This window comes from Pseudomonas sp. LB3P58 (assembly GCF_054897895.1).
The window spans coordinates 4,145,553-4,168,108 of the sequence record NZ_JBUBVE010000001.1 but is presented as its reverse complement, the minus strand read 5'-3'; the positions used below and the strand labels follow the sequence as shown (position 1 = coordinate 4,168,108).

Below are 22,556 nucleotides of genomic sequence, written 5' to 3'. Positions count from 1 at the left end.
TCCCACAATGGACCGAGTTGAACGACAAATTTGAGTTCAACACAAACCACTGTGGGAGCGAGCCTGCTCGCGATGAACGATAACGCGGCCGACCTGACGGAACACAAGCGCCGTAAGGCACTTGCCATCGCCCTGACGTTAACGTAAAGATTGCGGCAGGGCGCTGATCTTAAAAAAGCGCAGGGCGGACCGATCCGGAGCGCTTGATGACGCTAATAAAAACAACTCCTCCCAAGCTGCACCACGAAGCCCGGCTGGCCCGGGAAAAACTCCATCTCGAGGGCGAAGTCCCGGATGGCGTGTTGCGGGCGGAAATCGATGCGTCGTGGCGGCGTAGCCTCAGCCATGGCGTGCATTTCAATGCCAAGCACGAGCTGGCGCTGGAATCGAGCGCGAGCCTCGACGTGCTGTTGGCGAGCAATCGGCTGCTGATCGATGCGGCATTGCCGGCCATCGACTACCTGGCTGAACGTCAGGGCAAGGAAGGGCTGATCATCCTCGCCAATTCCGACGCCACCATCCTCGCTGTCGAAGGCCGCGCCGATCGCCTCAAGGGCAGCGGCCTGCAAGACATCACCCTTGGCGCCTGCTGGAGCGAAGCCGCTCGCGGCACCAATGCGTTGGGCACTGCACTGGTGGAAGCCCGGCCAACGATGATCGATTGCGGCGAACATTACCTCGATCGCCTGACCGATTTCTCTTGCACCTCGGTGCCGATCCATTGCCCCCAAGGCGATATTCTCGGCGTACTCGACCTGACCCGCGAAGGCCCGCTCGGTCGTGTCCACGACAGCACCGCGTTGCTGGCCATGGCCGTCAGCCAGATCGAAAGTCGGGTGTTCAATGCCAGTTATCCAGACGAAATCGTCCTGGCTTTCCACAGCCGTCGGCAATACCTCGAATCCCCTTGGCAGGGTCTGCTGGCGGTGAGCCTTGGCGGGCAGATTCTCGCGGTCAGCGCCCAGGCCTGTCAGTTGCTCCACGCCGAGCGCTCGGCGCTGGTCGGTCGACGCTGTGAAGAGTTTCTGGGCGTCGATGGCCTGCAACTTCTGTCGCGACTGCATCAGGGCGGTGTCGGCAGTTTGCAAACGGCCAAAGGCGAGTTCTTCTACAAAACCCTGCGTGCGCCGCAGCGTTCGATCAACCTCAGTACGCCGCCGCGCAGCACAGCGAAAACCGCCAAAGCACAACCGGATCTCGAATCCCTGGCCGGCAGCAATGTCCGGTATGCCCGAGCGTTGCGCATGGCCCGTCAAGGCCTGGCCAATGAGCTGCCGGTGTTGCTGCTGGGCGAAACCGGCACCGGTAAGGAAGTCATCGCCCGCGCCCTGCACATGGCCGGCACCCGCTGCGATAAACCCTTTGTCGCGGTGAACTGTGCGGCGATCCCCGAAGGCCTGATCGAGTCGGAATTGTTCGGCTACCGCGAAGGCGCGTTCACCGGCTCGCGTCGCGGCGGCATGATCGGTCGTCTGCAACAGGCCCATGGCGGCACCTTGTTTCTCGACGAAATCGGCGACATGCCGCTGGCCTTGCAGGCCCGTCTGCTGCGGGTGTTGCAGGACCGCAAAGTGGCACCGTTGGGCGCCGGTGAAGAGCAAGACATCGACGTCGCATTGATCTGCGCCACGCACCGCGACCTCAAGCGACTGGTCGAAGACAAACACTTCCGCGAGGACCTGTTCTACCGCGTCAACGGCATCAGCGTGATGCTCCCGGCTCTGCGCGAGCGTGAGGATTTCAGCGGTTTGGTCGCTCGCCTGCTGGCCAAGCTGGATGCGCCGACGATGGTCCTGCATGACGATTTGAACCGCTTGCTCGGCGGCTATCACTGGCCGGGCAACATTCGCCAACTGGAAATGGTCCTGCGCACTGCACTGGCCATGCGCGAGCCGGGGGACACCGTACTCACCCTCGACCACTTGCCCGACAGCATGCTCGACGAGTTGAGCGCCAGCGAACGTCCTCAGGCCGGCAGCATTCGCGAAAATGAACTGGAGCTGATTCGCCAGTCCCTGGACACTCACCAGGGCAACGTCTCGGCCGCCGCCGACGCCTTGGGCATCAGCCGCGCGACCTTGTATCGCAAGCTCAAACAGTTGCGCTCGTGATGCAGCGCTTGATCGTTCGGCTGATCGACAGCCAGAACCCCGAAGCCCTGCAAGCGGCATTGCGCTGGCTCTACAGCTTCGTGCGGCCGCATCGTCTGGCGATTGCCGGGTTGCTCGGGTTATCGGTCTGCGCCTCGTTGCTGGTGTTGGTCCAGCCTTGGCTGACCAAACTGCTGATCGACGATGGTTTGCTCGCACGCAACTTTCCAATGCTGGTGCTGATCGCCGGGCTGATGATTGTGGCCGGGTTGTTGGGCACTGCGCTGTCGGGGATCAATCGTTACCTGCACACGCGGCTGTCCGGACGGATTCTGTTTGCCCTGCGCGATGACCTTTATCGACATCTGCAAACGCTCTCGCCGAGTTTCTACGGACAGCGCCGCATCGGTGACCTGATGTCACGCCTCGATGGCGACGTCGCTGAGATCCAGCGCTTTGCCGTGGACTCCTTGTTCTCAGCGGTGTCGAGCGTGATCGGTCTGGTCTGTGCCGTGGCGATGCTGCTGACCCTGTCGTGGAAACTCTCGTTGCTGGCGCTGGTGCTGATTCCCCTCGACGTACTCTGGTTGCGCTGGATGCGGCGCAAGGTCGAACGGGATGTGCGGCAATTGCGCGAGCGTTCGGCGGACATGTCCTCGTTTATGGTCGAGACTTTGCCAGTGATGAAATTCATTCAGTCTGCCGGCCAGCAACAGCGTGAATCGCGGCGCCTGGAGACATTGGGCCAAGGCTACATGAGCCAGTTGCTGCGCCTGCAAGTCACCGAGTTTTTCACTCAGGCGGTGCCGGGCACACTGACGTCTCTGTCTCGTGCCTGCGCGTTCCTGATCGGCGGATATTGGGTGGTGCAGGGGACGTGGCAACTGGGCGCGCTGATCGCGTTTTCCACCTACCTGGGCATGGCCGTCGGACCGGTGCAGAGCCTGCTGGGGCTCTATGTCGCGGTCCAACGAATGACCGTCAGCCTCGGGCGCGTGATGGAATTACGTGGCGAAGAGCCGACCGTTCTCACGCCGGTCACGCCGCAACCGATGCCGACCTCTGGCGAGCTGCGTTTCGACGACGTGCACTTCAGCCATCCCGGTCGCCCGACGACATTGCGCGGGATCGAAGCGAGAATTCCCTACGGTTTGAAAGTCGCCCTGAGCGGCGGCTCCGGGGTCGGTAAAACGACCCTGATCGACCTGCTGCAACGGCACCACGACCCGCAGTCCGGTCGGGTGTTGCTGGGGGAGGTCGATCTGCGCGAACTGGACCTGTTCCAGCTGCGTCGGCGGATTGCGGTGGTCAGTCAGGACATCGTGCTGTTTCGCGGCAGCCTTGCCGACAACCTGGCCTACGCGGTGCCGGACGCCAGCCGTGAAGCGATTGCCGAAGTGGCTCGGCTGGCGCAACTCGACAGCCTGATCGAGTCGTTGCCCGAAGGCCTCGACAGTCCGTTGGGCGAACGCGGTCAGCAGTTGTCCGGCGGGCAGAAACAACGCATCGCCATCGCCCGGGCGCTGTTGCAGGATCCATTGATTCTGGTGCTGGACGAAGCGACCTCGGCGGTGGATGAAGCCACCGAGCGCGAAGTCATCGAAGCCATCGACCGACTGTTTGCCGGGCGTACGCGGATCCTCATCAGCCACCGTCCTTCAACCTTGGCCGATGCCGATTTGCGCTTTGAATTGCTCGACGGCGTACTCACTTCAAAAACGGTGCTGCATGAAGCCTGAGCTGCGGATTGGCGTGGTGGACAGCGGTCACTCGGCGGCGCAGCGGGTGCAAGTGGTCGCCGGGCGGCGCTTCTCGTTGCTGGCGGATGGCCTGGCCGAAAGCGACTTGCGCGACGATCCGCTGGGCCACGGCAGCGCGGTGGTCGAGGCCATCGGTCGGCGGGCGCCTTCGGCGGTATTTTGCGTGGCTCAGGTGTTCGACCAGCGTGGGGTCACCAGCGCGTTGCAGATCGCTACAGCGATTGACTGGCTGGTGGCGCAGGACGTTCGGCTGATCAATTTGAGCCTCGGGCTGCGTCAGGATCGCAGCCTGTTGCGTGAAGCCTGTGGGTTGGCGGTAGCGCGAGGTGTTTTGCTCTGTGCGTCGAGCCCGGCGCAGGGCGAGGGCGTGTTTCCGGCGAATTATCCACAGGTGCTGCGAGTCACCGGCGATGCGCGTTGTGCCGAACAGGAATGGTCGTGGCTCAACAGCGCTCAGGCGGATTTCGCGGCGTGTGTGCATGGCACCTATCCGGGGCAGTCCGGCGCCAGTCTCGGCTGTGCGGCGTTGAGCGGGCACATTGCGGGTTTTCTGGTTGCACATCCCGAGGCGAGCAACGAACACATCATCGAATGGCTGCGGGAGAATGCCCGTTATCGCGGCCCTGAACGGCGCTTCGGAGCATGATTTTGATTCTTGGCGCAGGGCCAGCGGGAGCGGCGGTTGCCTTGGGTTTGCGTCGGCTCGGTTATCCCGTGACGCTGGTCAGTGAATGGCGGCGGTTTGCGGCGCTGGAAGGCGTTTCCATTCGGGTGCTGGAGGCCTTGCGTGGCGCGGGGCTTCATCAAGCCTTGGCGGATGCGGCGCTGCCGTCCCAACGACAGGTGTCATGGAACGGCCAGCAGCATGCGCAGAACATCGAATTTTTACTGGATCGCCCAAGCTTTGATCGAGGCTTGCGCGAGGATCTGCGCCTGGCTGGCGTTGAGCTGATCGAAGGCCGTGTGTTGACGGTGCAGTCATCGGTTTCGGGCCATCGGATCGAGGTCGAAGGGCGCGAGGCGCTGCTGGCGGATTTTCTGGTTGAGGCGCGTGGGCGTCAGGCGCCGGCGCTTGGCAAAGGCCTGCGCGGACCGGAGACGGTCAGCTTGCTCAATCGCTGGCAAGGTACGCCGGGCAGCACTGCTAGTGCGGTGGAAAGCCTTGAGGACGGCTGGGCCTGGATGGCCCGGCGAGCCGACGGTCAGTGTTACTGGCAATGGACGGTGGACGTGGCCAGTGCTGAATTGCCGGGCAAGGCGATGTTGCTCGACTACTGTCGTCAACGGCGCCAAGGCTCGGCGTTGGCGCGAGCGTTTTTCGGTGTCGAGCCTGAGGTCGATCTACAGCTGCATGCGCGCAGCAGCACGGCGATTTTGTGCCCGCAGGTGTGTGGCGAAAACTGGATTCGGGTAGGGGATGCGGCGATGGCGGTGGATCCGCTGTCGGGCAACGGGATTTTTCAGTCCTTGTCGTCAGCGTTACAGGCGCCGACGGTGATCAACACGTTGTTGCGTAAACCCGAGCGAGCGGCGCTGGCTCAGCGCTTTCATCAGCAACGGGTGGAGCAGTTGTTTTTACGTTTTGCGCGGATCGGGCGGGATTTTTATGCCGATGAGCAGAGTTGGTTGCAGCAGCCATTCTGGCTTGCGCGCCGGCAGTGGCCGGATGCTGAAGTGGCGCATGCCGAGGCGGATTTTTCCTCGCTGAGGATTGAGCGCGCGCCGGTGTTGAAAGAGGGGTTTGTGGATGAGGCTGAGGTGGTGATCACGGCGGATCAGCCGCTGGGGATCTGGCATGTGCAAGGGGTTGAACTGGCGCCGTTAGTGCGGCGGTTGCGGACCGAACCGGCCGAGCAGGTTTTGGCCGGGTTGACGGTGGAGCAAGGACGGGTGGTCAGGAGTTGGTTGTTGAGTCAGGGATATCGACCCCTCACCCTAACCCTCTCCCCAAGGGGGCGAGGGGACTGACCGAGGTGTTCTTAGAGCTACATCGACCTGAAATATCGAGTCGTACTCAGGTTCGAAAACCATGAAGATCTGCTCCCTTTCCCCCTCTCCCCATTGGGGAGAGGGCTGGGGTGAGGGGTGGATCTTGAATTGCACATCCATTCCAACCCCTCACCTCAACACCCCTACAACTTAATCAACACCGACTTCAACTCGGTGTAATGCTCAATCGCCGCATACCCCATCTCCCGTCCAACCCCCGACATCTTGTACCCACCAAACGGCAACGCCGGGTCCAGCGCGCTGTGGCAATTCACCCACACCGAACCCGACTTGATCCGCGGAATCATCCGGTGCACCGCCGCTAGATCGTTCGACCAGATACTCGCCCCAAGCCCATACGGACTGTCGTTGGCCATGCGCAACGCATCGGCTTCATCATCGAACGGAATCTCCACCAGCACCGGCCCGAAGATCTCCTCCTGCACCAGCGAGTGCTTCTGATCGACATCCACAATCACTGTCGGTTTAACGAAGAACCCCGGCCCGAACTGCTCACCACCGCAAGCGATGGTCGCGCCGCTTTCCCGACCCTTTTCGATGTACCCGTAAACCCGTTCCTGCTGACGCGCCGAGATCAGCGGCCCCATCTCGACGCTAGGGTCCAGTCCGTTACCGAGTTTCATGGCGTTGGCGATGTCGGCGATGTCCGCCACCACATTGTCGAAATGCTTGCGCTGCACATACAGCCGCGAACCTGCGCAGCACACCTGTCCCTGATTGAAGAAAATCGCGCTGGCGGCGCCGGCTGCGGCGGACTTCAGGTCGGCGTCGGCCATGACGATGGTCGGTGATTTTCCGCCCAATTCCAGGGTCACCCGGGTCATGGACTCCATGGCGATCTTGCCGATCTGCTTGCCCACGGCGGTGGAGCCGGTGAAGGTCAGCTTGTCCACCAACGGGTTGTGGGTCAGGGCGGAACCAGCAGTGATGCCGGTGCCGGTGACCACGTTGAACACGCCTTCGGGGTAACCGGCTTCCAGCACCAGTTCGGCCAGTTTCAGTGCGGTCAGCGGGGTTTCGTCGGCGGGTTTGAGCACCACGGTGCAACCGGTGGCCAGGGCCGGGCCGAGTTTCCAGCAGGCAAGCAGCAGCGGGAAGTTCCAGGCAACGATGGCGCCGACCACGCCCACCGCTTCGCGGCGGATGAAACTGTGGAATTGATCGTTGGGCATCAACGGTAACGACACTTCAACGCTGGAACCCTCGATCTTGGTCGCCCAACCGGCCATGTAACGCAGGAAGTCGATGGACAGTTGCACGTCCATCACTTGGGCCACCGCCGCACTTTTGCCGTTGTTCAGGCATTCCAGTTGCGCCAGCAGTTCGGCGTCGCGCTCCATCAGATCAGCGAGTTTCCACAGCAGGTTCTGCCGTTCCCGAGGTCGGGTGCGGGTCCAGGCCGAATCATCGAAGGCCTGACGCGCAGCGAGCACGGCGCGGTCGACATCCTCAGGCGTGGCCCGCGGCACGACGCACAGCACTTCGCCGGTGGCCGGGTTGTGCAGGGGCATGGTCTGGCTGTCGGCGGCCTCGACCCAATCGCCGCCGATGAGCATGCGCGGGGCGCGCTGGATGAACGCCGAGGTGGCGGGAAGCAAATAAGGGAGGGGCATGGCGAGACCTCTTGTTGTTCGTGAGAACGAGGGCTTTCGCAATGGCTGTGCCAAGTGCCCGAAAAGGCAGAACCGCCCTTGGTCGGCGGGGTTTTGGGGCGGTCAAGGGAGTCGCGGGCGCTGTGAGGTTGTTGCAAATTGCGACAGCTATGAGACGACGAGCAACCGGGTTGCGACCTTGAGGTACCTATTATTGAGGACTAGAATTTTCAGGATAGGTGGGTGAAATGACGGACCGTTCATCCGGCAATACATCTGGCGTGAGGGAGGTAACGATGTTCCTTTCAACCCTGGAAATTCAAAACATCATTGAACACAGTTTTCTGCCGTCCGTGTGCACCTGCACCATGGCGGCGGACCAGTCCCTGACGATTCGGGTCTGCGACTGCATGACCGGCAAAGTGGATATTGTGGCCACCCACGTTCCCCTGTGGACACTGGACAGTCCCCATGCGATCGCGTCGCTGGTGGCGGACATGCAGCACGAGATCGACGTACACAAAAGCGTTTCCCCCACCTATGACATCTGAATCGGCGTCACGCCGCACCGTGGGACAACGGTGCGGCCCGCGCCGATTGTTCAGTCTGCAAACTTCCGGGAAATTTCTTCGAACGTGTTGCCATCCACGGCAGCCAACAACTTTCTGTCGTCCTTGAGCGTCGCCAGAAAGGTCACTTCGGTTTCCTTGCCGGCCAGCATGAACCCGGCGATTGCGCCGATGGGCCCCAACAGCATGGCCCCGGCCACGCCAAAGCCGATGGCATCCTTGATGTTGTTGATCGAATCCTCGTTGGCCACTTCCACGCTCTTGAACGATGAGAGCGGGAGGGTAATGCCAGGCCATGGGTGAAGCGACGTTCTGAGGGTGAAAACGCCGTCTCTGTACTCTCCATCACCCTGCAGAAAGTCCCCCGCCAGGACAGTGATGCTTGCCATTTTTTTATCCCCTGGTGGCAATCGGTGAACAACCATTTCGCGCTTGCAAGGGATCGGCGTCAATCGCCGGCCGATGAGCTGTTCCGGTCAGGCCATCTATGCTGTCTCAGACTGCAACAACTGTCGCGATATTAGACGCAGGCGATCTCGTTCAGCGATGGCGCAAAGCAGTCATCTTCGCGCAACTCCTTGATTAAAAAGGTAATCGGCAAGCTGGCACGCTCCGTGTATTGCTCATTGCAGACGTTTCTCTTGCCTCCGTCAGCGGTGCGCCGCCGACGGCAGAAACCATAAAAACGATAAGCCACAAAAATAAGAAAGCACCGTGCGAGGTTCGACGTTGATGAAGAGAAAACTCCGATCAGGCCTGAGTGCCAGTCTGCTGGCCGTGGCCGCTTGTGTGGCGCTGCATTCGCCTTACAGCCTGGCAGCCCGCGACGCTCAGACCATCCTCAAGGAAACCTGTCAGGGCTGTCATACCCCCGAAGCCGATAATGCCCTGAGCCGCATCAGCCACCAGCGCAAAACCCCTGAAGGCTGGTTGATGAGCATCGCCCGCATGCAAACCATGCACGGTTTGCAGATCAGCGATGACGACCGCCGAACCCTGGTCAAATACCTGGCCGACACTCAAGGCCTGGCCCCAAGCGAGACCGACGGCGTGCGTTATGCGCTGGAGCGTCGACTCAATACCGTCGAGAAATTCGACGACCAGACCAGCCAGATGTGCGGCCGCTGCCACTCCGGTGCGCGGGTCGCGCTGCAACGGCGTCCGGCCCAGGAATGGGAGCGTCTGGTGAACTTCCACCTCGGCCAATGGCCGTCGCTGGAATACCAGGCTCTGGCTCGTGACCGTGATTGGTTCGACCTTGCTCGAAAAGACATGGTGCCGCTGTTGGCCAAGCGGTATCCGCTGGACAACCCGGCCTGGAAAAAATGGCTGAGCACCGCGCCGAAAGCGCAAGCGCTGGTCGGTGACTGGAGTTTCAGCGGCCACTTTCCGGGCAAGGGTGAATTGGCCGGTGTGATGAGCGTCACGGCCGATGGCAGTGACACGTTCAAGGTCAACGTCAAAGGCCAATACGCCGACGGCAGTCCGTTCAATGGCGATGGCAGCGCGATTCTCTACACCGGCTACGAATGGCGCGGCAACGTGACCATCGACGGCGTGACCATGCGCCAGGTGTTCGCCGCCCAAGGCAACGCGATGCAGGGCCGGATGTTCGAGGCCGAGCATGATGAGCGAGGTATGGACTTCGTCGCCGCCAAGCAGGGCAGCAGCCGTTTGCTGGCGGTACAGCCGGGTTACCTGAAGGCTGGCGCCGAAACGGAAGTGACCCTTGTCGGCAGCGGTCTCACCGGCAAACCGAACTTCGGCAAAGGCGTGGAAGTGGTCGAGGTGCTGGAGCAGACGCCAGAGCGCCTGCGCGTCAAGCTCAAGGCCGCTGCGAATGCCCAACCGGGTCTGCGCAACGTCACCGTCGGCACGCTGAAAGGCCCGACCCTGTCGGTCTACAGCAAGATCGCCGAAGTCAAAGTCGTGCCCGAGTTCTCGGTGGCGCGGATCGGCGAGGGCGGTGGTTCGACACCGAAAGTCCAGGGCCGTTTTGATGCCGAAGCCTGGGGCAAGGGCTCCGATGGCAAGCCGTATCGCATCGGCGTATTCCCGGCGCAGTGGTCGGTCGAAGCCTTCGACGACCGTGCCAAGGAAGACGAGGACGTCAAGTTCGCCGGCACCATGCAGGCTGACAGCGGCGTGTTCACTCCGGGCGATGCCGGGCCAAACCCGCAGCGCAAAATGTCCACCAACAATGCCGGCAACCTCAAGGTGATAGCCGCCGTCGACGACGCAGGAAAATCCCTGACCGGCGAAGGCCACATGATCGTCACCGTGCAACGCTGGAACAATCCACCCATTCCATGATTTTGAAAACGTGAGCTGGCTGACTTCAACGGCTTCAGACATTTTTTTGGAATGACCGTGAGCCCCGTAGAACGGGGTTTGCACAGGAGGTTGCAATGGGCGCTATTTTGAATCTGGTTGAGCGGAATCTGCACGAAGTGCACGTCGATGCTGACCGCATGCTGTTTCACATCCCCAGCAGTTCGCTGTTCGCCAGCGATGAGCTGACCGGTACCATCATCGACACCTTGCGCGGTCCCGGCTGTTCGTCGGACGACCTGATCCAGCGTTTGTCGTCACGTTTCAACGGCGAAGAAATCACCGAGACCTTGCGTGAGTTGATGTCCCTGGAACTGGTCAGCGACGGCTCGCCGCTGACCCCCGATATCGGCACCAAACGGGTCGAGCGCACGGCGATCAATACCGTGGTGCTCAACGTCAACACCGGCTGCAATCTGAGCTGCACCTACTGCTACAAGGAAGACCTCGACAAACCGTCGGCCGGCAAGAAAATGGACGTCGAAACCGCGGTCGCGTCGGTGGAAATGCTGCTGCGCGAGTCGCCGGATGAAGAGCGTTTTACCGTGGTGTTTTTCGGCGGTGAGCCGCTGAGCAATCGCAAGCTGATCGAGTACATGGTCGACTATTGCGAGAAGCGTTTCCGCGAGGCCGGCAAGTTCGTCGAGTTCGTCATGACCACCAATGCGACGCTGCTTACCGAAGAGACCGTGGACTACCTCAACGCCCACCGTTTCGGCCTGTCAGTCAGTATCGACGGACCGAAAACCGTGCACGACCGCAACCGCATCACCGTGGGCGGGCAGGGCACTTACGACGTGGTGCGGCGCAAGGCCGAGATGCTGCTATCGCGCTACAACAGTCGTCCGGTCGGTGCCCGTGTGACCCTGACCACCGGCGTCACCGACGTCGAAACCATCTGGGATCACCTGTTCAATGAACTGGGTTTTGCCGAGGTCGGGTTTGCCCCAGTGACCTCCGGTGACATCAGCACCTTCAACCTGTCCAGCGACGAGTTGATCGAAGTCTTCGCCAACATGAAGAAGCTCGGCCGGCGTTATCTGGAAGCGGCGCTGGAGCACCGCAACATCGGTTTCTCCAACCTGCACCAGTTGATCACCGACATCCACGAAGGCCACAAAAAAGCCCTGCCCTGCGGCGCGGGCCTGAAGATGCTGGCGGTGGATCACAAGGGTGAATTGAACCTGTGCCACCGTTTTACCGGCTCATCGTTACCAACCTTCGGCAACGTTCACAGCGGGGTGAAGCAGGTGGAGTTGAACGACTTCCTGTCCCAGCGCCTCGACCGCACTAACACGGGTTGCGAGGACTGCCAGATCCGCAATCTGTGCTCCGGCGGCTGCTACCACGAGAGCTATGCCCGTTACGGCGATCCGACCCATCCGACCTATCACTACTGCGAACTGATGCGTGACTGGGTCGACTTCGGTATTGAGGTCTACACCCGGATCATGGCCCACAACCCTGCGTTTATCAGCAGCTACATCACTCCACGCAAGGCTCACTGATATGAAACATCTCAAGGCAATCAATAATAAAGCGCTGAAACTGGATGAGGCCGCGGCCGAAAACCGCATCGAAGAAGTGGTGGCGATGAGTTCCGTCGCCGGCTGCGCCTCGACCACCGACCCAGGTTGGGAAATCGACGCCTTTGGCGGTGTGTCGTCGCTGTGCCAGCCGATGGAAGCCGACCTTTACGGCTGTTCCGACCCTTGCTGGTGGCCGGCCCAGGTGCCCGACATGATGAGCACCTACCCGGACTGGAACAAGGATGCCCAGGCGTCCAACGAAAACTGGCGCAACCTCGGGACTGTCTTTCCAAAAGACAAGTAATCGGTCAGATAAAAGGATTCCAGCATGCCTAGCATCAAAGCCTGCGGCCTGGCCGCATTCGCCGTCCTGAGCGCCTGTTCGCTCACTGTTCTGGCCGATGAAAACACCGCACTACAAGATGGTCACGAGTACATGTTGACCACCAATTACCCGAACAACCTGCACGTTATCGACGTGGTCACCGACACCCTGTTCAAGACCTGCAAGATGCCGGATGCCTTCGGTCCCGGCACCGTCCAATTGTCGCCGGACCGCAAGACCGCTTACGTGTTGAACAATCACTACGCCGATGTCTACGGCGTTGAACTCGACAGCTGCAAACAGGTGTTTCACGCCAGCATCACCCAGAAACCGGGGGAGAAAGCGAGGTCCATGTTCGCCTTTACCCTCAGTCATGACGGCAAGGAATTGTTCACCATTGCCAACCCGACGTTGATGCTCAATGACCGCTATGAAGTGCAGCAACCGCGGCTCGATGTGTACGCCACCGACGCCGGCATGGGCGCCAAACCCGTGCGCAGTTTCCCGGCGCCACGGCAGTTGACCATCATGCAGAGCGGTGACGACGGCGCGCTGTATGTGGCGGGGGCGGACGTCTACAAGGTCGATGTGAAAACCGGCAAGTTCGACGTGCTGATCCCCAGCCGCCACTGGAAACGTCCTGGCTACAGCGCGCCGGACGTGCTCTACGTGTGGAACCAGCAGACTTATCGCCATGACTTCTCGCTGCTCTACACCGCGGCAAAATTCAAGGACAAGAAGCAGGACCCGTTGACGGCTGAGTACCTTTACGGGCTGTTCAGCATCGACCTGAAAACCGGCAAGACCGAAACCACCGACTTCGGCCCTCTGACGGAAATCTACTTCAGCGGCATGCGCTCGCCGAAGGATCCGAACCTGATGTTCGGTGTGCTCAACCGTTTGGCGAAGTACGACATCAAGGAGAAGAAAATGCTCCAGGCGGCGACGCTGGATCATTCCTACTACTGCATTTCGTTCAACAAGGACGGCAGCAAGATTTATCTGGCGGGGACGTTTAATGATGTGGCGATCTTTGATCCCGAGAGCATGAAGCAGATTGGCAGCATCAAGTTGCCGGGTGGGGACATGGCGATCACGACCGCTCAGGTGTTTGTCCGGTAATTTGCGGCGTCTGAACTGACGCCATCGCGAGCAGGCTCGCTCCCACAGTGGTTTTCGGTCGTACACAAAATAGGTGTTCGCTGAAAATCCAATGTGGGAGCGAGCCTGCTCGCGATGAGGCCCTCAAGATCACAGAATCATCAAGCCCCAGGCACCGGACAACTCATATCCCCCTCCTGGCACTTCAAATAATTCTTGAAAGTCTCAACCCGCGCCTTGGTCAATTCAGTAACACAGTTGCTGTAGATCAGCGGATACACACTCCCACCTTCCACCCCGGCGCTCGAGAACTTGCACTCGGCATCCCGAAACGCAATCCACGAACGCTGCGCCCCGATCAGCAGCTTTTTACTTTCGGGGTTGCTCTTCAAACGCTCGTTGATCTGCTGGTAAAGCGCATTCAACTCCTTGTCCGCCGTTTTGTGCTGCTGCGCCGCGCACTCATTCATCGTCGCCTGATCGGTGGCGTTGTCGCAGTCCACCGCATAAGCAGCGGCGGTGAACAGCAGAGGCGTCAGTGCCAGAAGAAAGCGTGGGTGCATGGGGATTCTCGCTGTGACAGGAAAGTCGGGATGCAGTTTAGTGCCGTATTCGACCCTTTATGTTTGCCATTCGGGGCATTTTTTAATCGATTCATAGCCAAGCCACGGCACATCATGCGACGTCCAGATATGCGCCTGAGGCGTCATTTTCGGGTCATCGTCCAGTGTCGCCACACGAACGATAACGTGAGGTTGGGCCAATCGCTCAGCCATCAAGTGTGAACCACAGACCGAACAGAAATGCCGAAGCTTGCCCGGCGACGATTCGTAGCTGCTCAGGCGGTCCTGGCCTTTGGTCCAGCGAAAATGTTCGCGCATGACCCCGGCTGTCGAGGCAAATGCCGCCGCGTGTGCCTTGCGACAGGTTTGGCAGTGGCAATGACTGATGGGCATGTCGAGGCTATCGACTTGGTACTCGACGGCTTTACACAAGCAGCTGCCATGCAGGCTATTCATCGCGTGCTCCTGATTGCGTGAGGGTGGCTGCCCGCAGCAAAGCGTCAGCCGTGGCTTCGATGTCTTCGCGCCAATGTAACTTCTTCAGCCAACGGTCGGGAATGGCCTGCACACCGTAATGAGCCCCGGCCAACTGGCCAACAATGGCGGCGGTGGTATCGGCGTCGTCGCCCAAGTTGGCGGCTTTAAGGATGACCGCTTCAAAGCTGTCAGTCTGATGAAAGCACCACAGGGCCGCTTCCAGTGAAGCAACGCAGTAACCGCTGCCATGGATTTCGCGTTCAGGTTTACCCAGATAATCGCCTCGTGCGATGGCGGCAACTTTGGGTTCCAGGCATGTCGTTTCTGACAAGCCGAGCACTTCTGCCTTGGACGCGCCTTGCAACGCTCGGTGGATCAGCTCGGCGAACAACTGACAGCATTCGATCGCTTCCGGTGCGGCGTGGGTGGTTCGTGAGCTGTTGGCGGAAAACGCCAGGATCCGGTCGCGATGGGGAAAGTAATACAGCACCACCGGCACCAGGCGCATCAGCGAGCCGTTGCCTGCCGTGCGGGGATCGGTGGAGCCGGCGAACGGTTCCCCGGTTTTCTGAAATCGCGAAAGGGCGTCGCGTACCGTCATGCCAATGTCGAAGCATTCACCCGTTGAACTCAGATAACCCCATTGCCACCAATTCAAGTAACGACCCATCTGATCGGCCGCCTCGAAGCCGTTTTTGCTCAGCAGGCTTTCGGCCAGGCACAGCGCCATCGAGGTGTCATCGGTCCATTGCCCGGCTTTCAGATTGAAAGGGCCACCACCCACCATTTCGGTCAGGGGCTTGAACGAGCCGCGTGGCTGGAACTCGACGCTGGTGCCGACGGCATCACCGCAGGCCAGGCCCAGCAGGGCTCCGCGATAACGCTCCGTAAGTGAAAGCTGCATGAATCGTCCTTGCCTGAGTCAATTTCGTTTTTTACGTTAGCAGTTTCGGTCTACTCGTTTTGCTTTCAAACCAGCAGTTACACTTGGAAATGCAGCTGAATATTTCGTACAGGGTTGATTGCGATACCCGATTGATACAACTTTAGGGTTGGTCTTGTGGTCTTACAGGCCTACTGTTCAGTACAGGAGGTGACTTATGAATCCAGCATCAGATCGCATCGAAAGGAAGATCCTGCTCAAAACGCCGCGCTCGCAGGTCTGGCGTGTGCTGGCCAATGCCGAAGCCTTTGGGCAGTGGTTTGGCGTGGCGCTTGAGGGCAAGCGTTTTGTCGCCGGTGAATGGACCCAGGGGCAGATTACGTACCCGGGTTATGAGCACTTGCTGTGGAATGTACTGGTGGAGCGGGTCGAGCCGGAACGGGTGTTTTCGTTTCGCTGGCATCCGTACGCGATTGAGCCCGATATCGATTACTCCCAGGAACCCACCACGCTGGTGAAGTTCGAGCTCGAAGACATGGATGAAGGCACGTTACTCAAGGTCACCGAGTCCGGTTTCGATCACATCCCTCAGACGCGCCGACTCAAGGCGTTCCGCATGGACAGCCGCGGTTGGGATGAGCAGATGAGTAATATCGAAGAATTTCTCAAAGTCAGTGCCAAGGCGCGCGAGCGTCAGGAAGAGTGATGGCTGCATGTTCGAACCTTGGCTGAATCGCTGGGCGCTGGTGCCGGACGGTGAACCGATCATCACGCCCGGCAGTCGTTTATTGCCGGTGCGCATGGGTGATGTGCCGGCGATGTTGAAGATTGCGGTCGATGCCGAGGAAAAATTCGGCAATCTGTTGATGACCTGGTGGGGCGGCGAGGGCGCTGCCCACGTCTATGCCCATGACGGTGACGGGTTGTTGATCGAGCGTGCCATGGGCCAGCGATCGCTGATACACATGGCGCTCAACGGACAGGACGACGAAGCCAGCCAGATCCTGTGTGCGACATTGGCGCGGCTGCACGCGCCGCGGCCGTCGCCACCACCACTCCTGGTTCCATTGGCGCCATGGTTCAAGTCGCTTCGTTTGGCGGCTGAACAATTTGGCGGCCCTTATTCCCTCAGTCTCGCCACTGCCGAAGCCTTGTTGGCCGAACCGCAAGACGTCGTGGTGCTGCACGGCGACATGCATCACGACAATGTTCTGGACTTCGGCCCGCGGGGTTGGCTGGCCATCGATCCCAAGCGGGTGATCGGTGAGCGCGGATTCGATTACGCCAACCTGATCTGTAATCCCGACTTGCCGACGGCGACTGATCCGCAGCGTTTCCACAGGCAGGTCGCGGTGGTGGCTGACGCCGCTGGCCTCGAGCGTCGACGATTGCTGCAATGGGTATTGGCGTTTGCCGGATTGTCGGCAGCCTGGTTTCTCGAGGATGACGACACCCTGGCGGCAGATGGTCAGCTGCAGGCCGCTAAACTCGCGGCTTCAATGCTCGATACCTGAGCCGTCTAAGGGTTTTCGGAAGGGCGGCTATAGCGAATGTCCTACACGCGATGGTAGCTATGTCGTCTATTGCACATTGGATCCGAAGCGTAATCTAGCCTCATCAACCGAAGCACAGGAAGTGCTCGGGATCATGGATGATCGACCATAAGCAAGGAATCGCTGCCGACAGGGAGTCGTAATGGTCTTGGGAAAAACCCGCTTCGGCGGGTTTTTTTTCGCCTGCCGAAAAGGCCTTGGCAGAGGGCTTCAAGGCTGGAATGGTCAATGGCTTACACCAGCGTGTGGGTATGTCGTCTTTTGATGCGTCACCGATGTGTTTAATCTGGATCCATCAACTGAGTCGCAGGAAGCGCTCAGGATCACGGATGATCGACCATTGGCCAGGACGGCTGCCGACAGGATGTCGAAATGGTCTTGAGAAACCCGCTTAGGCGGGTTTTTTTATGGGCGATGGAAAATCCTCGGTACCTCATTTTGGCCGGGGGGAACGGCAGCCAGGCACTGGCTGCCGGTCGGGCTGGATCAGCTAGCTGACAATTGATCGAGTTTAGCCGCTGCACGCTCAGTGATTTCCGAGCGCAGTTTCAATGACCCGGCAGCACGTTTGCGGGCCTCCTCCAGCACTCTGACCGGAGCCGTCTCAGGACTGCCCGACGCAAACGGCGGTGCCGGTGCGTATTCGAGCTGCAACTGCACCAGCTCTGCCGTGTCCTTATCGAACAGCTCCGCGGCCAGGGTCAGGGCAAAATCGATGCCCGCCGTGATCCCGCCACCAGTCAACAGATTGCCGTCGCGCACCACCCGATCCTTTACCGGGATCGCCCCCAAAGGCGCCAGCAATTCGTGATAGGCCCAGTGAGTAGTGGCGCGTTTGCCCTTCAGCAGACCCGCCGCACCGAGCACCAGCGCGCCGGTACACACCGACGTGACGTAACGCGCGGTGGCGGCCTGCGCCTTGATGAAGGCCAGCGTCTGTTCATCCTCCATCAACGGCCCGACGCCACTGCCGCCGGGAATGCAGATGACATCCAGTGACGGGCAATCGTCGAAGGTGGTGGTCGGTTTCAGCACCAGGCCCGTGCTCGCAGTGACCGGCATCAGGTCCTTCCAGATCAAATGCACCTTCACGTCCGGCAGTGAGGCCAGTACGTCGTAAGGGCCGGTGAGGTCCAGTTGCTGAACCTGTGGAAACAACAGAAAACCGATCTGCAACGTCATGGCATTTTTCTCATGAAGTGGGTGGACGACTTCACTTTAGGCTCGTAGGATTTGGCGTATACGCCAATAACCCCACGAATTACGCCAATCATGCCGAAAACCATTCACGTGCTCGCCTTTGCCAATGTGCAATTGCTCGACGTCACCGGGCCATTGCAGGTGTTCGCCTCGGCCAACGATATTTCCCGCCAGCAAGGCTTGCCGGCGCCTTACGCGCCGTCGGTGATTGCCAGCGGCGGCGGGGCGGTGATGTCGTCGGCGGGGCTGGCGCTGTTGGCCGAGCCGTTGCCCGAAGAGGGCAGTGACACGTTGATCATTGCCGGTGGCTGGGGCGTTTACGACGCGGCGCGAGATGAACCGCTGGTGGCGTGGGTACGTGAACATGCGACGGGGTGTCGGCGGGTATCATCGGTGTGCACCGGGGCATTTTTGCTGGCGGCCAGCGGCTGGCTCGATGGCCGGAGGGTGGTCACTCACTGGACCCGTTGCGAGCAGTTGGCGCAGCAACATCCGCGGCTGCAGGTTGAGCCCAATCCGATTTTCATCAATGACGGTCCGGTCTGGACCTCGGCCGGGGTCACCGCCGGTATCGATCTGGCGCTGGCCATGGTCGAAGAAGATCTTGGCCGCACGATGGCCCTGGAAGTTGCCCGGCAATTGGTGGTGTTCCTGAAACGTCCCGGCGGGCAGTCGCAGTTCAGCGTGACCCTCTCTTTGCAAAAGGAAGGCAACCGCTTCGACGAACTTCACGCATGGATCAGCGAAAATCTCACCAAGGATCTCGGCGTTCCGACCCTGGCCTTGCAGGCCGGCATGAGCGAACGCAGCTTCGTCCGCCACTACCGCGCCGACACCGGCCAGACTCCGGCCCGGGCCATCGAACTGATTCGGGTCGAGACCGCCCGACGTTTGCTCAGCGATACCGGCGTACCGGTCAAACGGGTCGCGGTGCAATGCGGTTTCGGCAGCGAAGAGACGCTGCGACGCAGTTTTCTGCGGGCCATGGGCGTGACCCCGCAGGCCTATCGCGAGCGTTTCAGCGTCAGTCCTCCAGCAGATCCAGTAACGCTCTGAGCGTTGCCTCGGGCGCTTCTTCGGGAATGTTATGGCCGACGCCCGCCAGCACTCGCCGCTCATAACGCCCGGTGAAATGGGCGATGTCTTCGTCTATCTCCGGTGCCGGTCCGACGCCATCGTTGGCACCGCACAGGGAAATCGTCGGTACGCTGATCGGCGGCTGTCGGGTCAGCGCTTCTTCGATCCACTCCAGCGCCGGGTCGCCGGGCGCGTACATGAACCGGTGGCGGTAGGAGTGAATCACTACCTCGACGAAATCCGGGTTGTCGAAGGCCGGTGCGCTTAACGGGTACAACTCAGGACCTTTTTTCCAGGTCGGTGACCACAGCGTCCAGAGTAATTCGCACAAGGTTCGACGATTTTTCGTCAGGCCTTCGACGCCGCGTGGCGTGTGAAAGTAGTACTGATACCAGAGGCGGTGCTCGGTTTCCGGGTCCAACGGTTCGGTGGAATGGGGAATGTCCTGAAGGTTGTAACCGTCGCCGGTCACAAGGCAACGAACCCGTTCGGGCCATAACGCCGCCACAATACACGCCGCCCGACCGCCCCAGTCGTAGCCGCAAAGGGCGGCTTGTTTAATGGCCAACGCATCCATCAGGTCCAGCAGGTCCTGGGCGAGGGCGGCTTGTTGTCCGGAGCGCAGGGTGTCGGGGTGGTTGAACCGGGTCGGGCCGTAACCGCGCAGGTACGGGACGATGACGCGGTAGCCCTTGGCGGCGAGGGCTGGGGCGATTTCGTCGTAGGCGCGCGGGGAGTAGGGGAAGCCGTGGAGGAGGATGACGGCCTCGCCGGTGGTGGGGCCGTGTTCTTCGTAGGCGAGCGACAAACCTGGAGTTTGGATGAAGTGGATCAGCGCTTCATTGTTCATTCGACACTCCAGAAAGGGTTGTTTTTCGCCTGTTTCCTAGGCTTCAATTTCCGCCACTTGATTGAAGTACTTCGACCGATCCGGCGTAAACGTCACCACCATGTTGGTCCGCGAACAGGTCAATGCCCGTTCTTCACCCAAATCAACATCCAGATCTTCCCCGCGCAACCCTTGCCACTGAGCGAGGTACTTGAGGGATCCGTATTTTTCGAGTTTTTTCAGGCTGCGGCTGACGCCACCTTTCCAGCCCAGCACCGGGAGTTCGCCGGCAAGGCAGCGTTGGGCGAGTTCGGGGAAACGGGCGGCGCGTTGGCGGCCGATTTCCCAGCATTTGATCAGGCCTTTGTCTTGGGCTTCCCACAATTCGTCGCGGTTCAGTCCGGACCTGAGAGGGGTGTCAATGCTGCGGTGGATGCGCTGGGTCATTCTGGTTCCTTGAATTCGGGTTTTGTTGGACAGCTCCGCTGTACCCGTTGATGGTCGATGGTAGGGGTGGATGTAACGGGTGGCAACAAACGTTTTCAGGCTATAGAAATGAGGTGCTTCGTGCGGTTGAAAAGTCTGTTTAGTAGTTGTAGGAGCTTGGCCTAAACCGGCCAAAGTTTCTTTCGCCGGTATTCAGTCGGTCTTATGTTGTGGTTGATGGCCCCATCGCGAGCAAGCTCGCTCCCACATTTAATCTCGGTTGAACACAAATTTCGTGGCCACTAAAGATCAAATGTGGGAGCGAGCTTGCTCGCGATGGAGGCAACACGGTTTTACGGCTGCCAGAAACTCTTCTCCCCACTCAATTTCCGATCCAGAAAACACGCCGCACTGATCAGTGCCAAATGCGTCAGCGCTTGCGGCGTATTCCCCAGATGCCGCGCATGGCTGTCGAACTCTTCGGCGTACAACCCCAGCGGGTTCGCATACCTCAGCAACTGTTCAAATTCCAGATGCGCTTTTTCCACCCGTCCGGCGCGAGCCAGGCATTCGACGTACCAGAACGAGCACGCGGCGAAGGCGCCTTCGGTGCCATCGAGGCCGTCGATCCGGGTGTCGTCATTGCGATAGCGGTAAACCATGCCATCGCGCACCAGATTCTTTTCGATGGCGTCGAGGGTCGCGAGCCAGCGCGGGTCTTTGGCGCTGACGAAGCGCACCAGCGGCATCAGTAGCATCGAGCCATCAAGCGCGGTGCCGCCGATGTGCTGGACGAAGTGCCCGCGTTCTTCGTTCCAGAAGTTTTCCCAGATGTCCGCGTAGATCGCCTGTCGGGTCTGGTCCCAGCGGGCGAACGGGGCGGGCAGTGAGCGTTTTGAGGCGAGGCGAATGGCTCGGTCCAGTGCGACCCAGCACATCAGCCGCGAGTGTAGAAAGTGATGCTGTTCGCCGCGCATTTCCCAGATGCCGACGTCCTCTTGCTCCCAGGTTTCGCAGACCTGGTCGACCACTTCCACGGTGTGTTTCCAGCCTTCATGGGAGATGGCGTCGCCATATTTGTTGACCAGGTACACCGCGTCCATCAGCTCGCCGAAGATGTCGAGCTGGACCTGGTCGTAAGCCTGATTGCCGATCCGTACCGGTGTTGCGCCGCCATGACCGGAGAGGTGCGAGAGTTCGGTTTCCGGCAGTTCCTGGCGGCCATCGATGGCATAGAGGATGTTGAGTTTCATCGATTTACCGTGGCAATCGCTGACCCGCCCGCGCAGCCAGCGCATGTAATCATTGGCTTCCTGAACGAAGCCCAGGCGCATGAACGCATAGACGGTGAACGAGGCGTCGCGGATCCACGTGTAGCGGTAGTCCCAGTTGCGCTCGCCGCCGGGTGTTTCCGGCAGGCCGAAGGTCGCGGCGGCGAGGATTGCGCCATGTTTGCGCGAGGTCAGCAGCTTCAACGCCAGGGCCGAGCGATTGACCATTTCCCGCCAGCGGCCACGGTAGTTGGATTGGCCGATCCAGTCGCGCCAGAACTTCAGGGTCCGTTCCAGGCAGATCGCGGCGGCGCCTTTCTTGAACCGCGGGTCGTCGATACCTCCGAGCAGGAATTCGGCGCTCTGGTCCTGTTCGAGGGTGAATTCGGCGACTGCCGCATGGCCGTCTATGCGTAAAGCCTGATCCGAAGACAGGCGCAGGGACGGCTGATTGGCGGCCTCGAAGGTCACGTCCTCTTCATCCATGCGTGCGCGGGTCTTGGCGCGAGCGTAGTCATGACGCACCGCGCAGCGCATGTGAAACGTTGCCTGTCCGCTGACCACACGCACCCGGCGCATCAGCACCGGCGTGTCATCTTCGCTGTCGCCGATAGGCAGCAGGTCGGTGACTTCGACGACTGCACGGTCGCTGAGCCAACGGGTTTGCAGCACGTTGGTGTCGGGCAGGTAAATCTGTTCGCGGCGCGCGTCGGGCAAATCCGGGGACAGTTGGAAAATCCCGGCCTCAGGGGTATCTAGCAGCGAGCAGAAGATCGACGGGCTGTCGAATTCCGGCCAACAGAAAAAATCTACGCTGCCTTTGTCATTGACCAGTGCCGCGCTGCGCATGTCGCCGATGATGCCATGGGCATCGATGGCGCTTTGTCGTTCGGGTTGATGATCCGCCATTGCCGCGAAACTCCGGATAAAGGCTCATGCCGCCGTCGATGAACAGGGTGGTGCCGACGTC

The 22,556-nt window shown here is 60.2% G+C and carries 21 protein-coding genes; 12 read left to right on the top strand and 9 right to left on the bottom strand.

Features of this window, described 5'->3' with window-relative positions; genetic code table 11:
• The first annotated feature begins 206 nt into the window (after window positions 1–206).
• From ACYZTZ_RS19340 to qhpG, 4 genes are read left to right on the top strand one after another with little or no spacing between them, the layout of a single operon-like run.
• Window positions 207–2,111, top strand: coding sequence for a sigma-54-dependent Fis family transcriptional regulator (locus ACYZTZ_RS19340; RefSeq protein ID WP_461999408.1), 1,905 nt, complete (start codon window positions 207–209; stop codon window positions 2,109–2,111).
• The gene (locus ACYZTZ_RS19335) at window positions 2,111–3,829 is read left to right on the top strand and encodes an ABC transporter ATP-binding protein (RefSeq protein ID WP_461999407.1); all 1,719 of its coding nucleotides are present in this window, start codon (window positions 2,111–2,113) and stop codon (window positions 3,827–3,829) included. The genes ACYZTZ_RS19340 and ACYZTZ_RS19335 overlap by 1 nt, the downstream gene beginning before the upstream one ends.
• A complete protein-coding gene (gene qhpE, locus ACYZTZ_RS19330; RefSeq protein WP_461999406.1) occupies window positions 3,819–4,496 on the top strand; it encodes a subtilisin-like serine protease QhpE in 678 nt (225 codons plus the stop codon). The genes ACYZTZ_RS19335 and qhpE overlap by 11 nt, the downstream gene beginning before the upstream one ends.
• A complete protein-coding gene (gene qhpG, locus ACYZTZ_RS19325; protein WP_461999405.1) occupies window positions 4,493–5,818 on the top strand; it encodes a flavin-dependent monooxygenase QhpG in 1,326 nt (441 codons plus the stop codon). Before qhpE ends, qhpG begins: the two co-directional genes overlap by 4 nt.
• A 164-nt stretch (window positions 5,819–5,982) precedes the next feature.
• On the opposite strand, the gene ACYZTZ_RS19320 is transcribed toward qhpG, so the two are convergent.
• Complete coding sequence (locus tag ACYZTZ_RS19320) at window positions 5,983–7,473, bottom strand: aldehyde dehydrogenase family protein (protein ID WP_461999404.1); 1,491 nt, start codon at window positions 7,471–7,473, stop codon at window positions 5,983–5,985.
• Window positions 7,474–7,748: 275 nt separating this feature from the next.
• Between ACYZTZ_RS19320 and ACYZTZ_RS19315 the strand changes: the two genes are divergently transcribed.
• Window positions 7,749–8,003, top strand: a complete 255-nt coding sequence (locus tag ACYZTZ_RS19315) for a DUF1652 domain-containing protein (protein WP_008145342.1) — start codon at window positions 7,749–7,751, stop codon at window positions 8,001–8,003.
• A 50-nt stretch (window positions 8,004–8,053) separates the two neighbouring features.
• On the opposite strand, the gene ACYZTZ_RS19310 is transcribed toward ACYZTZ_RS19315, so the two are convergent.
• Window positions 8,054–8,410, bottom strand: a complete 357-nt coding sequence (locus ACYZTZ_RS19310; protein WP_461999403.1) for a hypothetical protein — start codon at window positions 8,408–8,410, stop codon at window positions 8,054–8,056.
• 343 nt (window positions 8,411–8,753) lie between these two features.
• Between ACYZTZ_RS19310 and peaA the strand changes: the two genes are divergently transcribed.
• The 4 genes from peaA to peaD all read left to right on the top strand — a co-directional run bounded on the left by peaA (window position 8,754) and on the right by peaD (window position 13,328).
• Window positions 8,754–10,334, top strand: coding sequence for a quinohemoprotein amine dehydrogenase subunit alpha (gene peaA / locus ACYZTZ_RS19305; RefSeq protein ID WP_461999402.1), 1,581 nt, complete (start codon window positions 8,754–8,756; stop codon window positions 10,332–10,334).
• Window positions 10,335–10,429: 95 nt separating this feature from the next.
• Window positions 10,430–11,860 (top strand): quinohemoprotein amine dehydrogenase maturation protein, encoded by a 1,431-nt coding sequence (gene peaB, locus ACYZTZ_RS19300; protein WP_046048405.1) that lies wholly within the window; start codon window positions 10,430–10,432, stop codon window positions 11,858–11,860.
• A gap of 1 nt (window position 11,861) precedes the next feature.
• Window positions 11,862–12,185 carry a quinohemoprotein amine dehydrogenase subunit gamma gene (gene qhpC / locus ACYZTZ_RS19295; RefSeq protein ID WP_008145336.1) on the top strand — a complete coding sequence of 108 codons (324 nt, stop codon included), beginning with the start codon at window positions 11,862–11,864 and terminating at the stop codon, window positions 12,183–12,185.
• Between the two features lie 24 nt (window positions 12,186–12,209).
• On the top strand, window positions 12,210–13,328 hold the full coding sequence (gene peaD / locus ACYZTZ_RS19290) for a quinohemoprotein amine dehydrogenase subunit beta (RefSeq protein ID WP_461999401.1): 1,119 nt from the start codon (window positions 12,210–12,212) through the stop codon (window positions 13,326–13,328).
• Window positions 13,329–13,468: 140 nt separating this feature from the next.
• Here the strand turns inward: peaD and ACYZTZ_RS19285 are convergent, their stop codons facing one another.
• The 3 genes from ACYZTZ_RS19285 to ACYZTZ_RS19275 are packed head-to-tail and all read right to left on the bottom strand — an operon-like array spanning window position 13,469 to window position 15,251.
• Entirely contained in the window at window positions 13,469–13,870 is a 402-nt protein-coding gene (locus ACYZTZ_RS19285; protein WP_461999400.1) for a lysozyme inhibitor LprI family protein, read from the bottom strand.
• Between the two features lie 57 nt (window positions 13,871–13,927).
• On the bottom strand, window positions 13,928–14,326 hold the full coding sequence (locus ACYZTZ_RS19280; RefSeq protein WP_461999399.1) for a GFA family protein: 399 nt from the start codon (window positions 14,324–14,326) through the stop codon (window positions 13,928–13,930).
• Window positions 14,319–15,251 carry an ADP-ribosylglycohydrolase family protein gene (locus ACYZTZ_RS19275; protein WP_461999398.1) on the bottom strand — a complete coding sequence of 311 codons (933 nt, stop codon included), beginning with the start codon at window positions 15,249–15,251 and terminating at the stop codon, window positions 14,319–14,321. The genes ACYZTZ_RS19280 and ACYZTZ_RS19275 overlap by 8 nt, the downstream gene beginning before the upstream one ends.
• 196 nt (window positions 15,252–15,447) lie before the next feature.
• Here ACYZTZ_RS19275 and ACYZTZ_RS19270 point away from each other — a divergent pair, with 196 nt between their 5' ends.
• Complete coding sequence (locus ACYZTZ_RS19270) at window positions 15,448–15,936, top strand: SRPBCC family protein (protein ID WP_461999397.1); 489 nt, start codon at window positions 15,448–15,450, stop codon at window positions 15,934–15,936.
• Window positions 15,937–15,943: 7 nt separating this feature from the next.
• Window positions 15,944–16,744, top strand: a complete 801-nt coding sequence (locus tag ACYZTZ_RS19265; protein WP_461999396.1) for an aminoglycoside phosphotransferase family protein — start codon at window positions 15,944–15,946, stop codon at window positions 16,742–16,744.
• Window positions 16,745–17,269: 525 nt separating this feature from the next.
• Here ACYZTZ_RS19265 and inhA read toward each other — a convergent pair.
• The gene (gene inhA / locus ACYZTZ_RS19260; protein ID WP_461999395.1) at window positions 17,270–17,965 is read right to left on the bottom strand and encodes an isonitrile hydratase; all 696 of its coding nucleotides are present in this window, start codon (window positions 17,963–17,965) and stop codon (window positions 17,270–17,272) included.
• Window positions 17,966–18,055: 90 nt separating this feature from the next.
• Between inhA and ACYZTZ_RS19255 the strand changes: the two genes are divergently transcribed.
• Window positions 18,056–19,039: a GlxA family transcriptional regulator gene (locus tag ACYZTZ_RS19255; protein WP_461999394.1), complete on the top strand. Its 984-nt coding sequence runs from the start codon at window positions 18,056–18,058 to the stop codon at window positions 19,037–19,039.
• Here ACYZTZ_RS19255 and ACYZTZ_RS19250 read toward each other — a convergent pair.
• The 3 genes from ACYZTZ_RS19250 to ACYZTZ_RS19240 all read right to left on the bottom strand — a co-directional run bounded on the left by ACYZTZ_RS19250 (window position 19,008) and on the right by ACYZTZ_RS19240 (window position 22,495).
• Window positions 19,008–19,910, bottom strand: coding sequence for an alpha/beta fold hydrolase (locus ACYZTZ_RS19250; protein WP_461999393.1), 903 nt, complete (start codon window positions 19,908–19,910; stop codon window positions 19,008–19,010). The two genes, ACYZTZ_RS19255 and ACYZTZ_RS19250, sit on opposite strands and share 32 nt — an antisense overlap.
• Window positions 19,911–19,946: 36 nt before the next feature.
• The gene (locus ACYZTZ_RS19245; protein WP_056741965.1) at window positions 19,947–20,336 is read right to left on the bottom strand and encodes a hypothetical protein; all 390 of its coding nucleotides are present in this window, start codon (window positions 20,334–20,336) and stop codon (window positions 19,947–19,949) included.
• Between the two features lie 332 nt (window positions 20,337–20,668).
• The gene (locus tag ACYZTZ_RS19240) at window positions 20,669–22,495 is read right to left on the bottom strand and encodes a glycoside hydrolase family 15 protein (protein ID WP_461999392.1); all 1,827 of its coding nucleotides are present in this window, start codon (window positions 22,493–22,495) and stop codon (window positions 20,669–20,671) included.
• Window positions 22,496–22,556: the final 61 nt, after the last annotated feature.

Bases quoted from the DNA above. Each gene is read 5' to 3' on its own strand.
- ACYZTZ_RS19315 (WP_008145342.1), top strand. From the start codon at position 7,749: ATGTTCCTTTCAACCCTGGAAATTCAAAACATCATTGAACACAGTTTT.
- ACYZTZ_RS19250 (WP_461999393.1), bottom strand. From the start codon at position 19,910: ATGAACAATGAAGCGCTGATCCACTTCATCCAAACTCCAGGTTTGTCG.
- ACYZTZ_RS19255 (WP_461999394.1), top strand. From the start codon at position 18,056: ATGCCGAAAACCATTCACGTGCTCGCCTTTGCCAATGTGCAATTGCTC.
- ACYZTZ_RS19310 (WP_461999403.1), bottom strand. From the start codon at position 8,410: ATGGCAAGCATCACTGTCCTGGCGGGGGACTTTCTGCAGGGTGATGGA.
- qhpE (WP_461999406.1), top strand. From the start codon at position 3,819: ATGAAGCCTGAGCTGCGGATTGGCGTGGTGGACAGCGGTCACTCGGCG.
- qhpC (WP_008145336.1), top strand. From the start codon at position 11,862: ATGAAACATCTCAAGGCAATCAATAATAAAGCGCTGAAACTGGATGAG.
- qhpG (WP_461999405.1), top strand. From the start codon at position 4,493: ATGATTTTGATTCTTGGCGCAGGGCCAGCGGGAGCGGCGGTTGCCTTG.
- ACYZTZ_RS19245 (WP_056741965.1), bottom strand. From the start codon at position 20,336: ATGACCCAGCGCATCCACCGCAGCATTGACACCCCTCTCAGGTCCGGA.
- ACYZTZ_RS19275 (WP_461999398.1), bottom strand. From the start codon at position 15,251: ATGCAGCTTTCACTTACGGAGCGTTATCGCGGAGCCCTGCTGGGCCTG.
- ACYZTZ_RS19265 (WP_461999396.1), top strand. From the start codon at position 15,944: ATGTTCGAACCTTGGCTGAATCGCTGGGCGCTGGTGCCGGACGGTGAA.
- ACYZTZ_RS19340 (WP_461999408.1), top strand. From the start codon at position 207: ATGACGCTAATAAAAACAACTCCTCCCAAGCTGCACCACGAAGCCCGG.
- inhA (WP_461999395.1), bottom strand. From the start codon at position 17,965: ATGACGTTGCAGATCGGTTTTCTGTTGTTTCCACAGGTTCAGCAACTG.
- ACYZTZ_RS19280 (WP_461999399.1), bottom strand. From the start codon at position 14,326: ATGAATAGCCTGCATGGCAGCTGCTTGTGTAAAGCCGTCGAGTACCAA.
- ACYZTZ_RS19240 (WP_461999392.1), bottom strand. From the start codon at position 22,495: ATGGCGGATCATCAACCCGAACGACAAAGCGCCATCGATGCCCATGGC.
- peaD (WP_461999401.1), top strand. From the start codon at position 12,210: ATGCCTAGCATCAAAGCCTGCGGCCTGGCCGCATTCGCCGTCCTGAGC.
- ACYZTZ_RS19320 (WP_461999404.1), bottom strand. From the start codon at position 7,473: ATGCCCCTCCCTTATTTGCTTCCCGCCACCTCGGCGTTCATCCAGCGC.
- ACYZTZ_RS19270 (WP_461999397.1), top strand. From the start codon at position 15,448: ATGAATCCAGCATCAGATCGCATCGAAAGGAAGATCCTGCTCAAAACG.
- peaB (WP_046048405.1), top strand. From the start codon at position 10,430: ATGGGCGCTATTTTGAATCTGGTTGAGCGGAATCTGCACGAAGTGCAC.
- ACYZTZ_RS19335 (WP_461999407.1), top strand. From the start codon at position 2,111: ATGCAGCGCTTGATCGTTCGGCTGATCGACAGCCAGAACCCCGAAGCC.
- ACYZTZ_RS19285 (WP_461999400.1), bottom strand. From the start codon at position 13,870: ATGCACCCACGCTTTCTTCTGGCACTGACGCCTCTGCTGTTCACCGCC.
- peaA (WP_461999402.1), top strand. From the start codon at position 8,754: ATGAAGAGAAAACTCCGATCAGGCCTGAGTGCCAGTCTGCTGGCCGTG.